This window comes from Pseudomonas sp. MPDS (genome assembly GCF_013283895.1).
Taxonomy (GTDB): Bacteria; Pseudomonadota; Gammaproteobacteria; order Pseudomonadales; family Pseudomonadaceae; genus Aquipseudomonas; species Aquipseudomonas rhizophila.
In genome coordinates this window covers 2,603,287-2,622,778 of record NZ_CP054128.1, presented here as the reverse complement: position 1 = coordinate 2,622,778, position 19,492 = coordinate 2,603,287, and the positions used below count along the sequence as shown (strand labels likewise).

Sequence of the window (19,492 nt, the reverse complement as noted above, 5' to 3'; positions counted from 1 at the left end):
CGACCGTCCCAAACCCACAGTCAGACAAGACGACCACGGGAGTGGCCTGGTGCCGGTGAAGTTGTAGCCGCAAGCGCCAAGGGCAATCGGAAGTATCCCGATACGCTCAGATCCGTCCGGCTCCAGTCCGACCCTTCCCACTTCTTCTATTCCGTTTTCAGCAGAGCACTGCGGTTTCTTCCTACACCGTCCAGCACAAGCCTGCATTAGAGTGACGTCGCGAATTCAACAGGAACCTCTTCGAAAAAGGTACGAACATGCAACGGAATGCAACCACTCAATTTCCCATCCTGCTGGTCCATGGGTTGTTCGGGTTTGACAGGGTCGGCGGCTTCGAACTCTTCCACGGGATCAAACAGGCATTACGCGCCGCCGGTGCCCGGGTGTTCATCCCCTATTTGTCAGCGACACATTCCAATGAAGCCCGTGGTGAACAACTGCTGGCACAGATCGATCGGATCCTGAGCGGCACCGGCGCCACCAGGGTCAACCTGATCGGTCACAGCCAGGGCGCGCTGGCCGCCCGATACGCCGGCGCTGTTGCCCCCGACAGGGTGGCCTCGGTGACCTCGGTCAGCGGCCCCAATCATGGCTCCGAACTGATTGATTTCCTCTACAAAGCCCTGACCCCGGGGCGCCTGCCAGAGCATGTGGCGGATAAAGTCGCCACGCTTTTTGCAGACTTCATCTCGCTGCTGGGCGGCCAGGCGCAACTGCCACACGCGGCCATCGCAGCACTGGCGGCGCTGACCACCGAAGGCGTAGGCGCGTTCAATGACAAATACCCCCAAGGCCTGCCCAAACACTGGGGCGGCAACGGAGCACAAAGGGTCAACGGGGTGCGCTACTACTCATGGAGCGGCACGTTGCCGGACTCCGAGAACGGAGCATGCAATGCGATGGATCCACTGCAGGGTTTCTGCCGGGCCTTTTCCGAGTACTTCATCACCGAAGCCGGGCAGAACGACGGCCTGGTGGGACGCTTCAGCTCGCACCTGGGCAAGGTTATTCGCTCTGACTATCCACTGGACCACATGGACGCCATCAACCAGACAGCCGGTTGCAGCCGCAAGGGTACAGACCCGGTGGAGCTTTACGTGCGCCACGCCGAACGCCTGCGCAAAGCCGGCCTTTGATCGACAGACTCAAGGTTTTGACGCATTTTTGACAACAACCGGTCAGTGATTCCGGTAGGCTCAACACCTTTAAAGCTATTGAAAGGAATTTTACCCATGGCCAAAGCCACTGCCCGCCACATCCTGGTTTCCAGCGAAGAGAAGTGCAACGAACTCAAGGCTCAGATCGAAGCCGGCGCCGATTTCGCTGAAGTTGCCAAAGCCAACTCCTCGTGCCCGTCCAGCCGTCAGGGCGGCGATCTGGGTTCGTTCGGTCCAGGCCAGATGGTCAAGGAATTCGACACCGTGGTATTCAGCGCCCCGATCAATGTGGTGCAGGGTCCGGTCAAGACCCAGTTCGGCTATCACCTGCTGGAAGTGACCAGCCGCCAGGACTGATCCCGGCTTATCGACATAACGGCCCGCCCTTCGGTGGGCCGTTGTGTTTGTGTCAGGCCAAGGGGCTAGCGATCAAGGCGTAGCTCGCGTACAAATCGTGGTCATCTATCACCCGGCTTTAAGGCTGACAATGCGACTGGCGTTCCCTTCACTGCTGTTCACTGCCGTGGTCCTGCTGACAGGTGCCGCCGGTGTGGATGCCACACCGCAACATGCCCTGACGGTGTATGGCGAACCGGCCAAGTACCCCCAGGGCTTCAGCCACTTCGCCTATACCAATCCCCAGGCCCCCAAAGGCGGCACCATGCGCCGCTCGGCCATCGAGATCGGCCATTTCGACCACGTCCTGCCCTACATCGACAAAGGCATCGGCGTCAGCCAGATCGATGGAATGCTGTATTCGCCGCTGGCTCAGCGCTCGCTGGACGAGCCCTACACCGTCTATGGCCTGGTGGCGCAGAAGATGGAACGCGCCGACGATGGCCTGTCCTTGCGCTTCTACCTCAATCCCAAGGCCCGGTTTGCCGATGGCAAGCCCATCACCGCCGAGGACGTGCGCTACACCTTCGAGCTGTTGATGACCCAGGGCAGCCTGCGGTATCGCACCCAGTTCGCCGCCGTCAAAGGCGTCGAAGTGGAATCCGAGCGCACCGTTCGCTTCGACTTCAAGAACAACGAAAACCGTACCCTGCCTCTGGACATCGCCACACTGCCGGTCTTTCCCGAGCACTGGTGGAAAACCCGCGACTTTGCCAGTGGAGGTGGCTACGAAGCCCCGCTGGGCAGTGGCCCCTATCGGGTGGGCCGGATCGACTCGGGACGCAGCATCACCTTCGAGCGCAACCCCGACTGGTGGGGCAAGGACCTGCCGGTCAGTCGCGGGCTCTACAATTTCGACCATTTCAGCATCGAGTATTTCGGCGATACCGATGTGGCGCGGCAGGTCTTGCGTGGCGGCGCTTATGACTACAATCGCGAGTTCTCCGCCACCGGTTATTCCATCGGCTATGACAGCCCGGCCCTGCATGACGGTCGCCTGCAAAAGGCCCACCTGGCCACCGAGGCTCCCCAAACGGCCCAAGGCTTCGTGTTCAACCTGCAAAAACCGCAGTTCCAGGATCGGCGTGTCCGCCAGGCCCTGGCCATGCTCTGGGATTTCGAGTGGAGCAACCGCCAGATGATGCGCAACCTCTATGTGCGCCAGCAGAGTTTTTTCTCCAACACCGACCTGGCCGCCCGGCAACTGCCCGATGCCGACGAACTGGCGATTCTCGAGCCGTTGCGCGGCAAAGTCCCAGAGGAAGTCTTCAGCCAGGTCTTCCACGCACCGAAAACCGACGGCAGCGGCGTGATCCGTGACAAACAACTGCAAGCCCTGGCGCTGCTACAACAGGCCGGCTGGAAACCCGACGGCGACCGCCTGGTCAATGCCGAGGGGGAAGCGCTGAGCTTCACGTTCCTGATCAGCCAGAACGGCCTCGACCGGCTGTTGTTGCCCTACAAGCGCACCCTGGCACAGATCGGCATCGACATGAGCATCCGGCGCATCGACGCCTCCCAATACGTCAATCGCCTGATGAGTCGCGACTACGACATGATCATCACCGGCTATCCCGTCAGCACTTCGCCGGGCATGGAGCTCTACAACTATTTCGGCTCGGCGGCGGCCAACGATCCAGGGGCCAACAATTACATGGCCTTGCAGAATCCGGCCGTCGATACCCTGATCGACGGACTGGTCAAAGCCACCACCCAGCGCGACATGCTCCGCCATGCCCACGCCCTCGACCGGGTGCTGCAATGGAATTACTACTGGATCCCCAACTACTACCCGCCGGGCAGTTCGACCGTCTGGTGGAACCGCTTTGGCAGACCCAAAGTGCAGGCCAGCAATGACGAAGCCATCGAAAGCTGGTGGGAAATGAGCACCACACCGCTGACCAACGAGCAGATGGCCGCCGAACGCCTCAAACGCGGCTCCCCTGGAGGGCGGCATTGATGTGGGCCTATATCGCGCGGCGCTTGCTGCTGATCATTCCGACGCTGGTCATCATCCTGTTGGTGAACTTCGTCATCGTGCAGGCCGCTCCGGGCGGGCCGGTGGAACAGGCCATCGCCCAACTGCAAGGCATCGGCGGCGCCAGCGTCGGCAGTTCGGGCACTGCCATGACCGGCAGTTCGCGAGCCAGTCGCGGCCTCGATCCACAGCTGATCAAGGACATTGAAAAACAATACGGCTTCGACAAACCGGCCCATGAGCGTTTGTGGTTGATGCTCAGCAGCTACGCCCGACTGGACTTCGGCAAGAGTTTCTTTCGCGGCGCCACGGTGACCGACCTGATCCTGGAGAAGATGCCGGTGACCATTTCCCTCGGGCTCTGGGCCACGCTGATCACCTACCTGGTGTCGATTCCCCTGGGCATCCGCAAGGCGGTGCGCCATGGCTCGGCCTTCGATGTGTGGAGCAGCACGGCGATCATCATCGGCTACGCCATGCCGGCATTTCTGTTCGCCATGTTCCTGATCGTGATGTTTGCCGGCGGCACGTCGTTGAACTGGTTTCCGGTGCGCGGGCTGGTGTCTGACAACTTCGAGTCGCTGTCGACACTGGGCAAGATCACCGATTATTTCTGGCACCTGGTCCTGCCGGTCACTTCGCTGGTGATTGGCGGTTTCGCCACCTTGACGATCCTGACCAAGAACTCGTTCCTCAACGAAATCACCCGCCAGTACGTGGTCACCGCGCGAGCCAAGGGTATGAGCGAACGACGCGTGCTGTATGGCCATGTGTTCCGCAATGCGATGCTGCTGGTGGTGTCAGGGATTCCCCAGGCGTTCATCAGCGTGTTTTTCGCCGGCTCCTTGCTGATCGAGGTGATCTTCTCCCTCGATGGCCTGGGACGCATGAGCTATGAAGCCGCGGTGTCCCGGGACTATCCGGTGGTGTTCGGTTCGCTGTTCATCTTCACGCTGTTCGGCTTGCTGATCAAACTCATCGGCGACCTGTGCTACACCCTGGTGGACCCGCGTATCGACTTCGCCGCGAGGAACGCCTGATGTTCAAGTTGTCACCCTTGGGCCGCCGGCGTTTTGAGCGTTTCAAGAAGAATCGCCGGGGTTGGTGGTCGCTGTGGCTGTTCATCGGCCTGTTCATGCTGACCCTGGGCGGCGAATTGATCGCCAACGACAAGCCGTTGCTGGTGAGTTACCAGGGGTCGCTGTATTTCCCAGTGTTCAAGCGCTACACCGAACAGGAGTTTGGCGGGCAGTTGCCGTTCCAGGCCGATTACCGCAGCAGCTACGTGCAGGATCTGATCCACAAGGACGGCGGCTGGCTGTTGTTCCCGCCGATCCCGTTCAGCGACGACACACCCAACTACGACCTGAACCAGCCGACCCCAAGCCCGCCCTCGTCGGTGAACTGGCTGGGCACCGATGATCAGGCCCGGGACGTGCTGGCCCGGGTGATCTTCGGGGCACGGGTGTCGATTCTGTTCGCCCTGGCCCTGACGGCCATCAGCGCGCTGATCGGCATCAGCGCCGGTGCCTTGCAGGGGTATTACGGCGGCTGGGTGGACCTGCTGGGGCAACGCCTGCTGGAGGTCTGGTCCGGGCTGCCGGTGCTCTATCTGCTGATCATTCTGTCCGGCTTCGTCGAGCCGAATTTCTGGTGGCTGCTGGGAATCATGGCGCTGTTTTCCTGGCTGGCCCTGGTGGATGTGGTGCGCGCCGAGTTCCTGCGCGGGCGCAACCTTGAATACGTCAAGGCCGCCAGAGCCCTGGGCCTGTCCGACCGCAAGGTGATCGTGCGGCATATCCTGCCCAACGCGATGAACGCCACCCTGAGTTATCTGCCGTTCATCCTCACCGGGGCGATTTCCACCCTCACCGCCCTGGACTTCCTCGGCTTCGGCATGCCGGCGGGCAGCGCGTCGCTGGGCGAGTTGATCGGCCAGGGCAAACAGAACCTGCAAGCGCCGTGGCTGGGCCTGACGGCGTTCTTCACCCTGGCGCTGATTCTTTCTCTGCTGGTGTTCATTGGCGAGGCGTTGCGCGATGCATTCGACCCCCGATCCTGATCCACGGCCATGAAGCGGAACCCTGAGATGAGCGACAACCTGATCGAAATCCGCGACTTGAGCGTGGCCTTCAACGACCAAACCGTGGTGCGCAACCTGTGCCTGGATATCCGCCCCGGCGAATGCCTGGCCCTGGTGGGCGAGTCAGGCTCCGGCAAGTCGGTAACGGCCCATTCGATCCTGCAACTGCTGCCGCAAACCGGCAGCCGTACCACCGGCAGCATCCGCTATCGCGGCCAGGAACTGGTGGGCGCCGAGGCCAGGGTCCTGCGCGAACTGCGCGGAGACCGGATCGCGATGATCTTCCAGGAACCCATGACCTCGCTGAACCCGCTGCACAGCGTCGAAAAGCAGATTGGCGAAACCCTCATGCTGCACAAGGGCCTGGGCGGCAAGGCCGCGCGCCAGCGCATTCTGGAGTTGCTGGCCCTGGTGGGCATCCAGAAACCCACCGAACGCCTCAAAGCCTACCCGCATCAACTCTCCGGCGGCCAACGACAGCGGGTGATGATTGCCATGGCCCTGGCCTGCGAACCGGAACTGTTGATTGCCGACGAACCGACCACCGCGCTCGACGTGACGGTGCAGCGCAAGATTCTGCTGCTGCTCAAGTCCCTGCAGCAACGACTCGGCATGTCACTGCTGCTGATCAGCCACGACCTGAACCTGGTGCGCAGCATCGCGCAACGGGTGTGCGTGATGAAGGCCGGGGAAATCGTCGAACAGGCGCCGTGCGAAACGCTCTTCAGCGCGCCGAAGCATCCCTACAGCTGCGAGTTGCTGCACGCCGAACCGGAAGGCGAAGCCCTGCCCCGTGACGAACGCGAAGACGTCTTGCAAGTGCAGGATCTGCGCGTCAGCTTTGCCCTGGGCGGCGGGCTGTTCCGGCGCAAGGAATACCTGCGCGCCGTGGACGGCATCAGCTTGACGATCCAGCGCGGCAAGACCCTGGGCATCGTCGGTGAATCCGGTTCCGGCAAATCCACCCTCGGCCAGGCGATCCTGCGATTGATCGAATCCGAAGGCAGCATCCACTTCCAGGGACAAGCCCTCGATCATCTGTCGCAGAAAGACCTGCGACCGTGGCGCAAGCAGATGCAGGTGGTGTTCCAGGACCCGTTCGGCAGCCTCAGCCCTCGCATGTCGGTGCAGCAGATCATCAGTGAAGGCCTTGAGGTCCACAGCTCGTCCAGTTCCGAGCAGTGTGAAGCGCAGGTGATCCAGGCGCTGCAGGAAGTCGGCCTCGACCCGCAGAGCCGCCACCGCTACCCCCACGAATTCTCCGGTGGCCAGCGCCAACGCATCGCCATCGCCCGGGCGCTGGTGCTCAAGCCGGCCCTGATTCTGCTGGACGAACCGACCTCAGCCCTGGACCGCACCGTGCAAAAGCAAGTGGTCGCCCTGCTCCGCCAGCTTCAGGAAAAGCATGGCCTGACTTACCTGTTCATCAGCCATGACCTGGCGGTGGTCCGCGCCCTGGCCCACGACATGATCGTGATCAAGGACGGTAAAGTGGTGGAGCACGGCGCCAGCCATGAAGTGTTCGACTCGCCCCAGCATCCCTACACCAAGGAGCTGTTGGCGGCGGCGCAGCCGCAGTAATCCCGGGCTCGCTCAGGCACCACGTCGTTGATCCAGCGCTTGAGCGAATTCACCCATCACCTCCACCACCTGCTGCGCGCCTCGATGAATATCCAGAATGACAGTGCCGGCCTGGTTAGCCAGTTTCACGCCCTGCTCTGCCTTGAGCGTGCTCGATTGCATGCTGCTCACCGCTTGCCTGGCCAATTCACGGTTCTTGGCGACGACCTGAGTAATGGCCACGGTTGACTGACTTGTACGTCGCGCCAGATTGCGCACCTCATCGGCCACCACCGCGAAGCCGCGTCCCTGCTCCCCGGCGCGAGCCGCTTCGATGGCGGCATTGAGGGCAAGCAGATTGGTCTGTTCGGCAATACCCCGGATGGCATCGACGATGCTGCCGATTTCTTCGGACTGCGCGCTCAGGGCACCTATCCCGGCTGACACCTGCTGAAGCTCATCGGCGATGCTTTGCACCACCGTAACGGTTTGCTGAACCACACACGTGCCGAGCCGGGTTTGCTCATCGGTCTGCCGGGACGTCTCGAAAGCAAGTCCGGCGGCTTTTGATTCACTTTGGCGTTGCTCGACTTCGCGAGTGCTGTCAGTGGCGAACTTGACCACGCCATACAAGCGCCCCCGTGCATCGTAGAGAGGGTTGTAGGTAGCCTGCAGCCAGACAGTCGCGCCTCGATTGTCGACGCGTTCGAAAAGGCCGGTCCTGTATTCACCGCGATTGAGCCCGGCCCAGAAGCCACGATAAGCCTCACTCTGGACCTCGCTGGGTTTGCAGAAAATCCGGTGATGCTGGCCCCGAATTTCTTGCAGGCGGTACCCCATGACGTTCATGAAATTCTCGTTGGCATTCACGACCTGACCGCTCAGATCAAATTCGATAACCGCCATGGAACGGTCGATCGCTTGCATGAAACTGGTTTCGGCCTGGGCGCGCAACACCCGCTCGTTGATATCGCGAACAATCAGGATGATGCGCTGCACCTTTGCATGGTGATCCAGCACAGGGACGTAGCTTGCGTGCACCCACAGCCAGCTTCCATCACGCCGCAAATGCAGAAACTGGCTGTCGGCTGGAGAACCCTGCCCCAACTGCCGCCATAACGCCGAGCATTCGGCACTGCGTGAATAGGCAGGCTCACAAAACATCGAATGATGCTGACCGAGGGTTTCGCTGAGTGAATACCCCATCATTTTCAAAAAAACCGGGCTGACGTCGAGCACCTCGCCCGTCGGGGTGAACTCGATGATCGCCATGCATTGCTGCAAGGCCGTCCGTTCGGCTTCGAGAATAGCCTGCCTGGCCTGGATTTCGTGCAAGGCGTCCTGATGCTTGCGAGTACGAATGAACATGGGTGGCGCTCCCGGAGGCGTGAATGCGTGGCTGTAGCCACACGAAGGCAGAGATGCCATCGCTAGATAGCTGCATTAAGCCACTATCGCAGGAAAACTTGTACAACTTTATGATTGTGTATAACTATAAGAAGTCATACGGATCTCTATGGCACAGCCCAAGCCATTCAGCACCAGCCCATTTTCCAATGCTTGCTGTCGCGCAACTCGCGCCAGTCGAGCAACGTCACACGAGCGCTGTATACAGCCTCAAGCTCAATCTGAATGGGTGTCCCCTCCTCATCACAGAGCAGCTTGGTGACGAGAAAGTGCTTTTCCCGATCAGTCGGCGCACAGGCCGTCCATTTGGAGAGCTGCAGCTTGCGAGGGTTGAATTTATTCATGAGCGCTCTCAGAAAAATGTACATATTAGTAAAAACTGTACAAGTTTATCAGACTGCCCACCACTGAGCAGATCCACTAAGGCTTAGGGTTTGCCATTGATACGCCACGGCAAAGGATGCGGGCGGAGTAGTGCTCGGCCGGCCCCTCCCGGCATAATGCCGCTCTTTGGCAACCCCTTTGATCGGAGGATGCCGGCAAATCCCACCTTCTGGAAATGCCCGATGAACCCCACCGAGAGCCTCAAGGATTACAAGCGCGTGCGCACGCTGGCGATCCGTTCGTTGTTCGAGATCATCGAACAGTCCAGCGAAGGCACGGTGATTGTCGACCGTGACGCGAACATCGTCTGGATGAACGAACGCTACGCCCGGCGCTTCGGCCTGAACTCAGCGCAAGAAGCCATCGGCCGGGCGTGCGAGAGCGTGATCCCCAGCAGCCTGCTGCGCGAAGTGGTACGTACTGGCCGACCGATTCTGTTGGACATGCAGGACACGCCCAAGGAGCCGCTGGTGGTGATGCGCCTGCCGATCCACGACAGCGCGGGCGCGGTGATCGGCGCCATCGGTTTTGCCCTGTTCGATGAATTGCGCAGCCTGTCGCCGATGCTCAAGCGCTACCTGAGCATGCAGGAGGAACTGGCCTCCACCCGCTCGCTGTTGCGGGCACGGCAGACTCGGTACAACTTCGCCCACTTCATCGGCACCAGCAGCGCCAGCCTGGAGGTCAAGCGTCGTGCCCGGCGCAGCGCCAGCGCCGATTCGCCGGTGCTGTTGCTCGGCGAAACCGGGACCGGCAAGGAACTGCTGGCCCAGGCAATCCACGGTGCTTCGCCGAGGGCGCACAAGGCGTTCGTCAGCATCAACAGCGCGGCGATCCCGGAGGCCCTGCTGGAAGCCGAGTTTTTCGGCACCGCCCCGGGCGCCTTCACCGGCGCCGACCGCAAAGGCCGCGCCGGCAAGCTGCAGATCGCCCAGGGCGGCACACTGTTCCTGGACGAAATTGGCGACATGCCACTGCCGCTGCAAAGCAAACTGCTGCGGGTCTTGCAGGAAAAAGAATACGAACCCGTGGGCTCCAACGAGGTGCTGCAAAGCGACGTGCGGATCATCGCTGCCACGTCCATGGATCTGGAAGCAGCGATCAAACGCGGAGAGTTTCGCGCCGACCTGTATTACCGCCTCAATGTGTTGCCGATCCAGGTCCCGCCGCTGCGCGAACGCCTGGATGATTTGCCGGCCCTGAGCGAGGCGATCCTCGAAGAACTGCGCAGCCAGCACGAACTGGACCGCGACGCACTCGACCTGCTGGGGCAACACGCCTGGCCGGGCAACATCCGGGAGTTGCGCAATGTGCTGGAACGAACCGCGCTGCTCAGCGACGACCTGCTGCTCACTGCCGCCGATATTCGAGCGGCCATTGGGACTTTCACGCCGGTCACCCGGGCGTTGAATCCACATCAGGAACCGCTGCCGCAAGAAACCTTCAGCCAGGCCCGGGCACGATTCGACCGTCACTTGATCGAAACCACCCTCGCGCAATGCGGCGGCAAGGTAGTTGAAGCGGCTGAGCGGTTGGGGCTGGGGAGGTCGACCTTGTATAAGAAAATGGTGGCGCTGGGGATTGCAGAGTCTCAATAAAGAGACGCATATCTCTAGATATAGACAGCTCCTTTTGAGCGCTTCGCGCTCATCGCGAGCAGGCTCGCTCCCACAGTGGACCGTACTTTCCTGACGAACTCGGTCAACCTGTGGGAGCGAGCCTGCTCGCGATGAGGCCAGCACAGCCCCTGAAAATCTCCCAATGGAGACAAAACCCTCGAACCACTCCCACCAAAATCAATAATTTCCTTATATTTCAATAAATTACATACCTGGCACAAAACTCGCTAAAGCCCTCCGCACCGCTTCACCACAAAAATAACAATCCAGGAGACACACCATGAGTGTGATCATTGCCTTGGCAGCCCTCACGCTGCTGATGGTGGCCGCCTACCGTGGCTACAGCGTTATCCTTTTTGCCCCCATCGCCGCCCTCGGCGCCGTCCTGCTCACTGACCCTTCCGCCGTCGCGCCGGCTTTCACCGGGGTGTTCATGGAGAAGATGGTCGGCTTCATCAAACTGTATTTCCCGGTGTTCCTGCTCGGCGCGGTGTTCGGCAAACTGATCGAGCTGTCGGGTTTCTCCCGCTCTATCGTCGCGGCGGCGATTCGTCTGCTGGGCACGCGCCAGGCCATGTTGGTGATTGTGCTGGTCTGCGCTTTGCTGACCTATGGCGGCGTATCATTGTTCGTCGTGGTGTTCGCGGTGTATCCGTTCGCCGCCGAGATGTTCCGCCAGAGCAATATTCCCAAGCGACTGATCCCGGCCACCATTGCCCTTGGCGCGTTCTCGTTCACCATGGACGCTCTGCCCGGCACGCCGCAGATCCAGAACATCATCCCCAGCACCTTCTTCAACACCACCGCCTGGGCCGCGCCCTGGCTGGGTGTGATCGGCACGATCTTCGTGTTCAGCTTCGGCATGCTGTTCCTGCAACGCCAGCGCAACAAGGCCCAGCGCCTAGGCGAAGGCTACGGCACCGAACTGCGCAACGAGCCGGAGACTGCCGAAGACATCAAACTGCCCAATCCCTGGCTCGCCATTTCGCCGCTGTTGGCGGTCGGGATCATGAACCTGCTGTTCACCCAGTGGATTCCCCAGTGGTATGGCAAGACCCACAGCCTGGCGCTGCCGGGCATGACCACACCCGTGACCAGCGACATCGCCAAGCTCACCGCGATCTGGGCCGTGCAGGCCGCGTTGCTGGTGGGCATTGTCCTGGTGCTGCTGTTCGCCTTCAGCACCATTCGCAGCAAGCTGGCCGAAGGCAGCAAGAGCGCGGTGGGCGGTGCGCTGCTGGCGGCAATGAACACCGCTTCGGAATACGGTTTTGGCGCGGTCATCGCGTCCTTGCCGGGTTTTCTGGTGCTGGCCGACTGGCTCAAGAACATCCCCAATCCACTGGTCAATGAAGCCGTGACCGTGACGCTGCTGGCGGGCATCACCGGTTCAGCCTCGGGCGGCATGAGCATCGCCCTGGCGGCGATGTCCGAAACGTTCATCAGCGCCGCCAACGCCGCCAACATTCCTCTGGAAGTGCTGCACCGGGTCGCGTCCATGGCCAGCGGCGGCATGGACACCCTGCCCCACAACGGCGCGGTGATCACCCTGCTGGCGGTGACCGGTCTGACCCACCGTGAAGCCTACAAAGACATTTTCTGCATTACGCTGATCAAGACCCTCGCGGTGTTCTTCGTGATCGCTGTGTTCTACGCCACTGGCATTGTGTGAGGCTCCCCATGACAACCCCTCTTTCGGGCAAGACCGCCCTGGTCACCGGCTCTACCAGCGGCATCGGCCTGGGCATCGCCCTGAGCCTCGCCAAGGCCGGCGCCAACCTGATCCTCAACGGCTTCGGCGATGCCTCGACGGTGATCGCCGAGGTGAAACAGTTCGGCGGCAAGGTCGGCCATCATCCGGCCGATGTCAGTGATCCGGCGCAGATCGCCGACATGCTCGCTTACGCCGAACGGGAGTTCGGCGGCGTGGACATTCTGGTGAACAACGCCGGTATCCAGCATGTGGCCGCCGTGGAAGATTTTCCGGTGGAGCGCTGGGACTCGATCATCGCCATCAACCTGTCCTCGGTGTTCCATGCCACGCGCTTGAGCCTGCCGGGCATGCGCGCCAAGGGCTGGGGGCGGATCATCAACATTGCCTCGGTGCACGGCCAGGTCGGCTCGGTGGGCAAGGCCGCCTACGTCGCAGCCAAACACGGGGTGATCGGTCTGACCAAAGTGGTCGGCCTGGAAACCGCCACCAGTAACGTGACGTGCAACGCCATCTGCCCTGGCTGGGTGCTGACACCGCTGGTGCAGAAACAGATCGACGACCGCATTGCCACGGGCATCGACCCGCAACAGGCACAGCATGACCTGCTGGCCGAAAAACAGCCTTCCCTGGAATTCGTCACCCCGCCGCAACTGGGGGAACTGGTGCTGTTTCTGTGCAGCGAAGCCGGCAGCCAGGTACGTGGCGCGGCGTGGAATATTGATGGTGGGTGGCTGGCTCAGTAAATTTCTTGCGATCCCTTGTGGCGAGGGGATTTATCTGTGGGAGCAAGGCTTGCCCGCGATGGCCGCACCGCGGTTTAACAGCTAAACCGCGTTTTCGTTCATCGCGGGCAAGCCTTGCTCCCACAGATAAATCCCCTCGCCACAAGATTGGGTCGCTCTATAGTTTGTGTGTACATAAAAGAAAAAGAGGCACCCCATGTCCGACATCCTCTGGCAACCCACCCCCGATCGCATCGCCCAGTCACGCATGGACGCCTTTCGCCGGTTCATCAACGAACGGCATCAGCTGCAACTGAGCGATTATCCGGCGCTGCACGCCTGGAGCATCGACCAGCGTGAAGCCTTCTGGCAGGCCATCGTCGACTTCTTCGAGATCCGTTTTCACCAGGCGCCCAGCGATGTGCTGGTCGAAGGTGAGCAAATGCCCAGCGCCCGGTGGTTTCCCGGGGCGACACTGAATTTTGCCGAACACCTGCTGCGCCGGCGCGATGACGCCGTGGCCGTGGTTGCCCTCGACGAAAGTGGCGGGCAAGAACAACTGACTTGGGCCGAACTTGCCGCCCACGTCGCTGGCCTGCAAAAAAGCCTGCAAGCGGCAGGTGTGAGCAAGGGCGACCGGGTAGCCGCGTGCATGCCCAACACCTGGCAGACCCTGGTGGGCATGCTCGCCACCACCAGCCTGGGGGCGATCTGGTCGTGCTCCTCGCCTGACTTCGGCACCCACGGGGTCATCGACCGGTTCGGCCAGATCGAGCCTAAGGTGCTGATTACCTGCGCCGGTTACCGCTACGCCGGCAAGGTCATCGACCAGCGAGCCAAGGTCAACGAAATCCTCGAGCGCCTGCCTTCGCTGCAGCAATTGATCATCCTGCCCTATGCATGCCCTGACGCCCGCGTCGAAGACTTCAAGACAACGGCCAGCGTCGCGTTGTGGAGCGACTTCTACCGCTGTGGCGGCGAACCGGCGTTCGTTGACGTGCCGTTCGATCATCCGCTGTACATCCTCTATTCCAGTGGCACCACCGGCGTGCCGAAGTGCATCGTCCACAGCACCGGCGGCGTGTTGCTGCAACACCTCAAGGAACATGGCCTGCATGTGGACCTTGGCCCCGAAGATCGCCTGTTCTACTACACCACGTGTGGCTGGATGATGTGGAACTGGCTGGTGTCGGCCCTCGCCGTCGGCAGTGCGGTGGTGCTCTACGACGGCTCGCCCTTTCACCCTGGCCCCGAGCGCCTGCTGGACCTGATCGACCAGCAGCGCATCAGCGTATTCGGCACCAGCCCCAAATACCTGGCGGCCCTGGAAAGCCAGGGTTTGAAACCGCGACAGACCCATGACCTGGGCAGCCTGAAAACCATCCTGTCCACCGGCTCGGCCCTGGCGCCCCATAGCTACGACTACGTGTATCGCGACTTCAAGCCCCAGGTGTGCCTGGCCTCGATGTCCGGTGGCACCGACATTGTGTCGTGCTTCGTCAATGGCAATCCGTTGTCCGCCGTTCGCCGTGGCGAGATGCAGGGCAAGAGTCTGGGCATGGCGGTGCAGGTCTGGAACGAGGCAGGCCAGGCGGTCATCGGTGAGAAAGGTGAACTGGTCTGCACCCGGCACTTCCCGGCCATGCCCATTGGCCTGTGGAATGATCCGCAGCAGGAAAAGCTAAGGGCCTCCTACTTCAGCCAGTTCCCCGGTGTGTGGGCCCAGGGGGACTACGCCGAGGAACTGCCTCACGGCGGTTTCTTGATCCACGGGCGTTCGGATGCAGTGCTCAACCCCGGTGGCGTGCGCATCGGCACGGCGGAAATCTATCGGCAGGTGGAAAAGGTCGAGCAGGTGCTGGACAGCGTTGCTATCGGCCAGCAATGGCAGGGTGATGTGCGCGTGGTACTGTTTGTGCGCCTGCGCGACGGCGTGACCCTGGATGAGGCCCTGGAGCAACAGATCCGCCAGGTGATCCGCGCCAATACCACACCGCGTCATGTGCCGGCGAAGATCCTGGCAGTCAGCGACATCCCGCGGACCATCAGCGGCAAGGTGGTGGAACTGGCGGTGCGCAACGTGGTGCATGGGCAGGTGGTGAAAAACACCGATGCCCTGGCCAATCCCGAGGCGCTGGAGCAGTTCAGGGATCGGCTGGAACTGACCACCTGAGGTTAAAGCCGTATGGGCCATCTGGCCTCATCGCGAGCGGGCTCGCTCCCACATTGGTCGGTGGTGAACACAGGATTGGCAATCACCATCGATTCCCTGTGGGAGCGAGCCTGCTCGCGATGAACGACAACGCGGTATGCCTGTGGAACCATCAATCCATCAACCCCCACTCCCCCGCCGCCGGATCGGCCGGGGGCACCGCTGCCCCCGACTCGGCATGCAACTTCAGGCGCAACCGCAGGTTGTTTGCCGAATCGGCGTTTTTCAGGGCTTCCTCCTCATCGATAGCACCCTCCACCACCAGGTTGTACAGGGCGTGATCGAAGGTTTGCATCCCGAGTTCTTCTGACTTTTCCATGATGCCCTTGAGCTCGCCGAACTCATTGCGGCGGATCAGGTCGGCCACCGTGGGCGAGCCCAGCATGACCTCCACCGCGGCCCGGCGCTGGCCGGTGCGAGTGCGCACCAGGCGTTGCGACACGAACGCCTTGAGGTTGTTGCCCAGATCATTGAGCAGCTGCGGCCGGCGTTCTTCCGGGAAGAAATTGATCACCCGGTCCAGCGCCTGGTTGGCATTGTGAGCATGCAGGGTGGAAATCACCAGGTGCCCGGTGTCGGCGAAGGCCAGGGCATGTTCCATGGTTTCGCGATCACGAATTTCGCCGATCAGTACCACGTCTGGTGCCTGGCGCAAGGTGTTCTTCAGGGCGGCATGAAAGCTGCGGGTGTCGACACCGACTTCCCGTTGATTGATGATCGATTTCTTGTGTCGATGGATATACTCCACCGGATCTTCAATGGTGATGATATGGCCGCTGCTGTTGCGATTACGGTAATCGATCAGCGCCGCCAGGGAAGTCGACTTGCCCGACCCTGTCGCGCCGACGAACAGCATCAGCCCCTGTTTCTGCATGATGGTGTCCAGCAACACATTTGGCAGTTTCAGGTCCTCGAACCGAGGGATGTCGAGCTTGACGTTGCGGATCACCATGGACACGTCATTGCGCTGCTTGAAGATATTGACGCGAAACCGCCCGACCCCAGCCAGGGAGATAGCCAGGTTCATTTCCAGTTCTCGATCGAACTCAAGCCGCTGTTCGGCGTCCATCAAAGACTCGGCGAGCCCGGCGATGTCGCCCACCTTGAAGGGCTGGTTGCTCAAGGGTTTGAGCACCCCCTCGAAACGCGCGCACGGCGGCGCACCGGTGGACATATAGAGGTCGGAGCCATCCTGGCTCGCCAGGATGCGTAACAAGGGATCGATTTCCATGGCCTGATTGACTTCCGCGAGACTTCAATGAAACAAGCTGACCCGATGAGCAAACTTTTCAGACCAACCCGCGCTTACCTTCTTCAGAGGATAGTAGACACCGTGGCTGCGACACGATTTGCAGGGTTTGCGTGATGAACGCAACACCCACCGGCATTGACATACAAAGCCTGTTCGCCCGACGTGACTGGGCCAACAGCCCGCTGGGCACTGCCCAAACCTGGCCCCAGAGCCTGCGTACCGCCCTGGACATCGTGCTCCACTCGCCGCTGCCGATGTCCCTGCTGTGGGGGCCACAGCTGATTCATTTCTACAACGACGCCTTTACCCGCCTGACGGGCGACAAACACCCCCAGGCGTTCGGCCAGCCGACCCATTCAGCATGGCCCGAACTCAAAGACCTGAGCGGGCCGATTTATCACCGCGTGTTGCAAGGCCACATGCACACCTGTCGCGATCAGCAATGGCGGGTGCCCTTCGCCGGTCGCCTCTGCGATGTCTGGCTGGACCTGACCTACAGCCCCGTGCGCGATGAAGACGGCGCCGTGGCCGGTATTCTGGTCACAGCCATCGAGACCGGTGAACGACGACGCCTGGCCCTGGAGTTCGAGCGACGCTCAGAAGCCAGCCTCAAGGCCCAGCAGGAAAGCGAGGAACGCCTGCAACTGGCCCTGGCCGCTGCCGATACGCTAGGCACCTGGGATTGGGACATCAGCGAAGACCGCTTTGTTGCCGACGAGCACTTCGCGGTGCTGCATGGCGTCGACCCGAACCTGTCGCGCCAGTTGCCCATCAGCGCTTACCTTGAAGGCGTGCATCCCCAGGACCGGGCCATGGTCACCCGCAGCATCAAGCATTGCATCACCCACAGCACTGAATACGCCGAGGAGTACCGTCTCCTGCGGCCTGACGGCGAACTGCGCTGGGTGTTCGTGCGCGGTCGTTGCTACAAGGATCGCCATGGCCGGCCCAAACGCTTTCTCGGCGCGGCCCTGGACCTGACCGATCGCAAGCGTACCGAGCAGGCCCTGCGCCAGAGCCAGACCGAACTGCAACTGATCATCAACGCCATGCCGGTCCTTATCAGCTATGTGGACCGGGAAGAACGTTTTCGCCTCAACAACAGCGCCTATCTGGATTGGTATGGCCTGACGCCCCAAGAGCTATATGGCAAGACCATTCGCGAAGTGCTCGGCGATTCAGCCTACGCCGCCCGCGCCGAGCAGATCGCCGACGCCCTGGCAGGCAAGCCGTGCAGCTTCACCGTGCAATCGGATCACCGCGACGGCCGTCCCCGCCATGCCTTGATCAACTACCTGCCGCGCCGTGGGGCCGATGGTGCGGTGAACGGTTTCTACATCTTTGTGATCGACGAGACCGAGCGCAAGAAAACCGAAGAGGCCCTGCGCAACCTCAACGAAACGCTCGAAGAACGCGTCATCGCCCGCACCCAGCAACTGGCTGAAGCCAACCACCGCCTGCAAAACGAGATGTTCGAACGCGAACGTGCCGAGGAGGCGCTGCGACACGCCCAGAAAATGGAGGCCGTGGGCCAACTCACTGGCGGCATTGCCCATGACTTCAACAACATGCTCACCGGCATTCTCGGCAGTCTCGACCTGATGCAGCGCTACATTGCCAGCGGTCGCACCGCCGAGATCGGTCGTTTCACCGAAGCGGCCGTGTCCTCGGCCAATCGTGCGGCGGCCCTGACCCACCGTCTGCTGGCGTTTTCCCGCCGCCAGTCGCTGGACCGCAAACCGCTGGACCCCAATGACCTGGTGCGTTCACTTGAAGACTTGCTGAGCCGAACCACCGGCGATCACATCGTGCTGCGCCTGCAGTTGGCCGATGAACTGTGGCCGGTCAGCACCGATGCCAGCCAGCTGGAAAACGCCCTGCTCAACCTGGTGATCAACGCTCGGGACGCCATGCCTGAGGGTGGCGAATTGACCATCGAAACCGCCAACGTCTACCTCGACGGGAATGACCTCAGTGCCCTGGAACCGGTCAAGGCCGGTGACTACGTGATGATTGCCGTCAGCGACAATGGCAGCGGCATGACCCCATCCGTGCTGGCCAAGGCCTTTGATCCGTTCTTCACCACCAAACCCATCGGCCAGGGCACCGGTTTGGGCTTGTCGATGATCTACGGGTTTGCCCAACAGTCGGGTGGCCTGCTGAGCCTGGACAGTGTGCCGGACCAGGGCACGCGGGTGCAGTTGTACCTGCCGCGGCTGTACGTCGCGTCTGTCCAGCAGACTGCGGCGCCGGTAGCGCTGGATGCACCGGCCGCCGTCGCCGGTGAAACCGTGTTGCTGGTCGAAGACGAACCGGCCGTGCGCATGCTGGTGCTCGATCTGCTCGACGCCCTGGGTTACACCACCCTTCAAGCCCAGGACGCCAAGGCTGCCCTTGGGCTACTGGAGTCCAGCCAGCGCATCGACTTGCTGGTGACCGATGTCGGCCTGCCAGGCATGAATGGCCGGCAACTGGCGGAAATCGCCCGCCAGCATCGGCCCGATCTGAAGGTGCTGTTCATGACCGGTTATGCGCAGAAGGCCACCGAGCGCCAGGGCTTTCTCGAGCAGGGCATGGATATGGTTGCCAAGCCCTTCAGCCTCGATCTGCTGGCGAACAAGATTCGGACGATGATCAACCATGGCGCCTGACTTGAGGCATAATCGCCGCCCCGTCGCACCGTTCAGGTCACTGCTGCAATGAAAGCCCAAGCCCGCCATATCCTGGTGAAAACCGCCGAAGAAGCCGAACAGCTCAAGCAACGCATCGCCAAAGGCGAAGCCTTCGATGTACTGGCCAAGAAATACTCCACCTGCCCCTCGGGCAAACGCGGCGGTGATCTGGGTGAAGTGCGGCCCGGGCAGATGGTCGGTGCAATCGATGCGGTAATCTTCAAAAAACCCCTGCGGGTGGTGCATGGGCCGATCAAGAGCAAGTTCGGCTATCACCTGGTGCAGGTGTTCTACCGGGACTAATGATCGAGCCCGCTCCCACAGGTACTTCGCGGC

Annotated in this window: 15 protein-coding genes; 12 read left to right on the top strand and 3 right to left on the bottom strand. The window is 61.3% G+C overall.

The window, feature by feature from the left end:
* The first annotated feature begins 257 nt into the window (after window positions 1–257).
* From HQ912_RS11600 to HQ912_RS11575, 6 genes are all read left to right on the top strand, one after another.
* Window positions 258–1,136, top strand: a complete 879-nt coding sequence (locus tag HQ912_RS11600) for an esterase/lipase family protein (protein WP_047227853.1) — start codon at window positions 258–260, stop codon at window positions 1,134–1,136.
* A gap of 96 nt (window positions 1,137–1,232) precedes the next feature.
* Window positions 1,233–1,514, top strand: coding sequence for a peptidylprolyl isomerase (locus tag HQ912_RS11595; RefSeq protein ID WP_007898306.1), 282 nt, complete (start codon window positions 1,233–1,235; stop codon window positions 1,512–1,514).
* 130 nt (window positions 1,515–1,644) lie between these two features.
* Complete coding sequence (locus tag HQ912_RS11590; RefSeq protein ID WP_173406795.1) at window positions 1,645–3,513, top strand: extracellular solute-binding protein; 1,869 nt, start codon at window positions 1,645–1,647, stop codon at window positions 3,511–3,513.
* Window positions 3,513–4,571 carry a microcin C ABC transporter permease YejB gene (locus HQ912_RS11585; protein WP_047227851.1) on the top strand — a complete coding sequence of 353 codons (1,059 nt, stop codon included), beginning with the start codon at window positions 3,513–3,515 and terminating at the stop codon, window positions 4,569–4,571. Before HQ912_RS11590 ends, HQ912_RS11585 begins: the two co-directional genes overlap by 1 nt.
* Window positions 4,571–5,593 (top strand): ABC transporter permease, encoded by a 1,023-nt coding sequence (locus HQ912_RS11580; protein WP_047227850.1) that lies wholly within the window; start codon window positions 4,571–4,573, stop codon window positions 5,591–5,593. Before HQ912_RS11585 ends, HQ912_RS11580 begins: the two co-directional genes overlap by 1 nt.
* A 27-nt stretch (window positions 5,594–5,620) precedes the next feature.
* A complete protein-coding gene (locus tag HQ912_RS11575) occupies window positions 5,621–7,195 on the top strand; it encodes an ABC transporter ATP-binding protein (protein WP_047227849.1) in 1,575 nt (524 codons plus the stop codon).
* 12 nt (window positions 7,196–7,207) lie between these two features.
* On the opposite strand, the gene HQ912_RS11570 is transcribed toward HQ912_RS11575, so the two are convergent.
* Together HQ912_RS11570 and HQ912_RS11565 are read right to left on the bottom strand one after the other, a co-directional pair.
* Complete coding sequence (locus HQ912_RS11570) at window positions 7,208–8,542, bottom strand: methyl-accepting chemotaxis protein (RefSeq protein ID WP_107322665.1); 1,335 nt, start codon at window positions 8,540–8,542, stop codon at window positions 7,208–7,210.
* 167 nt (window positions 8,543–8,709) lie between these two features.
* Complete coding sequence (locus tag HQ912_RS11565) at window positions 8,710–8,925, bottom strand: TIGR02450 family Trp-rich protein (protein WP_160894197.1); 216 nt, start codon at window positions 8,923–8,925, stop codon at window positions 8,710–8,712.
* Between the two features lie 222 nt (window positions 8,926–9,147).
* Here HQ912_RS11565 and HQ912_RS11560 point away from each other — a divergent pair, with 222 nt between their 5' ends.
* The 4 genes from HQ912_RS11560 (at window position 9,148) to HQ912_RS11545 (ending at window position 15,193) form a co-directional block, all read left to right on the top strand.
* On the top strand, window positions 9,148–10,563 hold the full coding sequence (locus tag HQ912_RS11560; protein ID WP_139049660.1) for a sigma-54 interaction domain-containing protein: 1,416 nt from the start codon (window positions 9,148–9,150) through the stop codon (window positions 10,561–10,563).
* A 301-nt stretch (window positions 10,564–10,864) separates the two neighbouring features.
* Window positions 10,865–12,256 carry a GntP family permease gene (locus tag HQ912_RS11555; protein ID WP_047227845.1) on the top strand — a complete coding sequence of 464 codons (1,392 nt, stop codon included), beginning with the start codon at window positions 10,865–10,867 and terminating at the stop codon, window positions 12,254–12,256.
* Window positions 12,257–12,264: 8 nt separating this feature from the next.
* Complete coding sequence (gene hbdH, locus HQ912_RS11550) at window positions 12,265–13,041, top strand: 3-hydroxybutyrate dehydrogenase (RefSeq protein WP_076384048.1); 777 nt, start codon at window positions 12,265–12,267, stop codon at window positions 13,039–13,041.
* Window positions 13,042–13,237: 196 nt separating this feature from the next.
* Window positions 13,238–15,193 carry an acetoacetate--CoA ligase gene (locus HQ912_RS11545; protein ID WP_173406794.1) on the top strand — a complete coding sequence of 652 codons (1,956 nt, stop codon included), beginning with the start codon at window positions 13,238–13,240 and terminating at the stop codon, window positions 15,191–15,193.
* A 151-nt stretch (window positions 15,194–15,344) separates the two neighbouring features.
* Here HQ912_RS11545 and HQ912_RS11540 read toward each other — a convergent pair whose 3' ends face one another.
* Window positions 15,345–16,463, bottom strand: coding sequence for a PilT/PilU family type 4a pilus ATPase (locus HQ912_RS11540; protein ID WP_047227842.1), 1,119 nt, complete (start codon window positions 16,461–16,463; stop codon window positions 15,345–15,347).
* A gap of 134 nt (window positions 16,464–16,597) precedes the next feature.
* On the opposite strand from HQ912_RS11540, the gene HQ912_RS11535 reads away from it, so the two are divergent.
* Window positions 16,598–19,135 carry a PAS domain-containing protein gene (locus tag HQ912_RS11535; protein ID WP_047227841.1) on the top strand — a complete coding sequence of 846 codons (2,538 nt, stop codon included), beginning with the start codon at window positions 16,598–16,600 and terminating at the stop codon, window positions 19,133–19,135.
* Window positions 19,136–19,183: 48 nt separating this feature from the next.
* Complete coding sequence (locus HQ912_RS11530) at window positions 19,184–19,459, top strand: peptidylprolyl isomerase (RefSeq protein ID WP_019690952.1); 276 nt, start codon at window positions 19,184–19,186, stop codon at window positions 19,457–19,459.
* Window positions 19,460–19,492 lie beyond the last annotated feature (33 nt).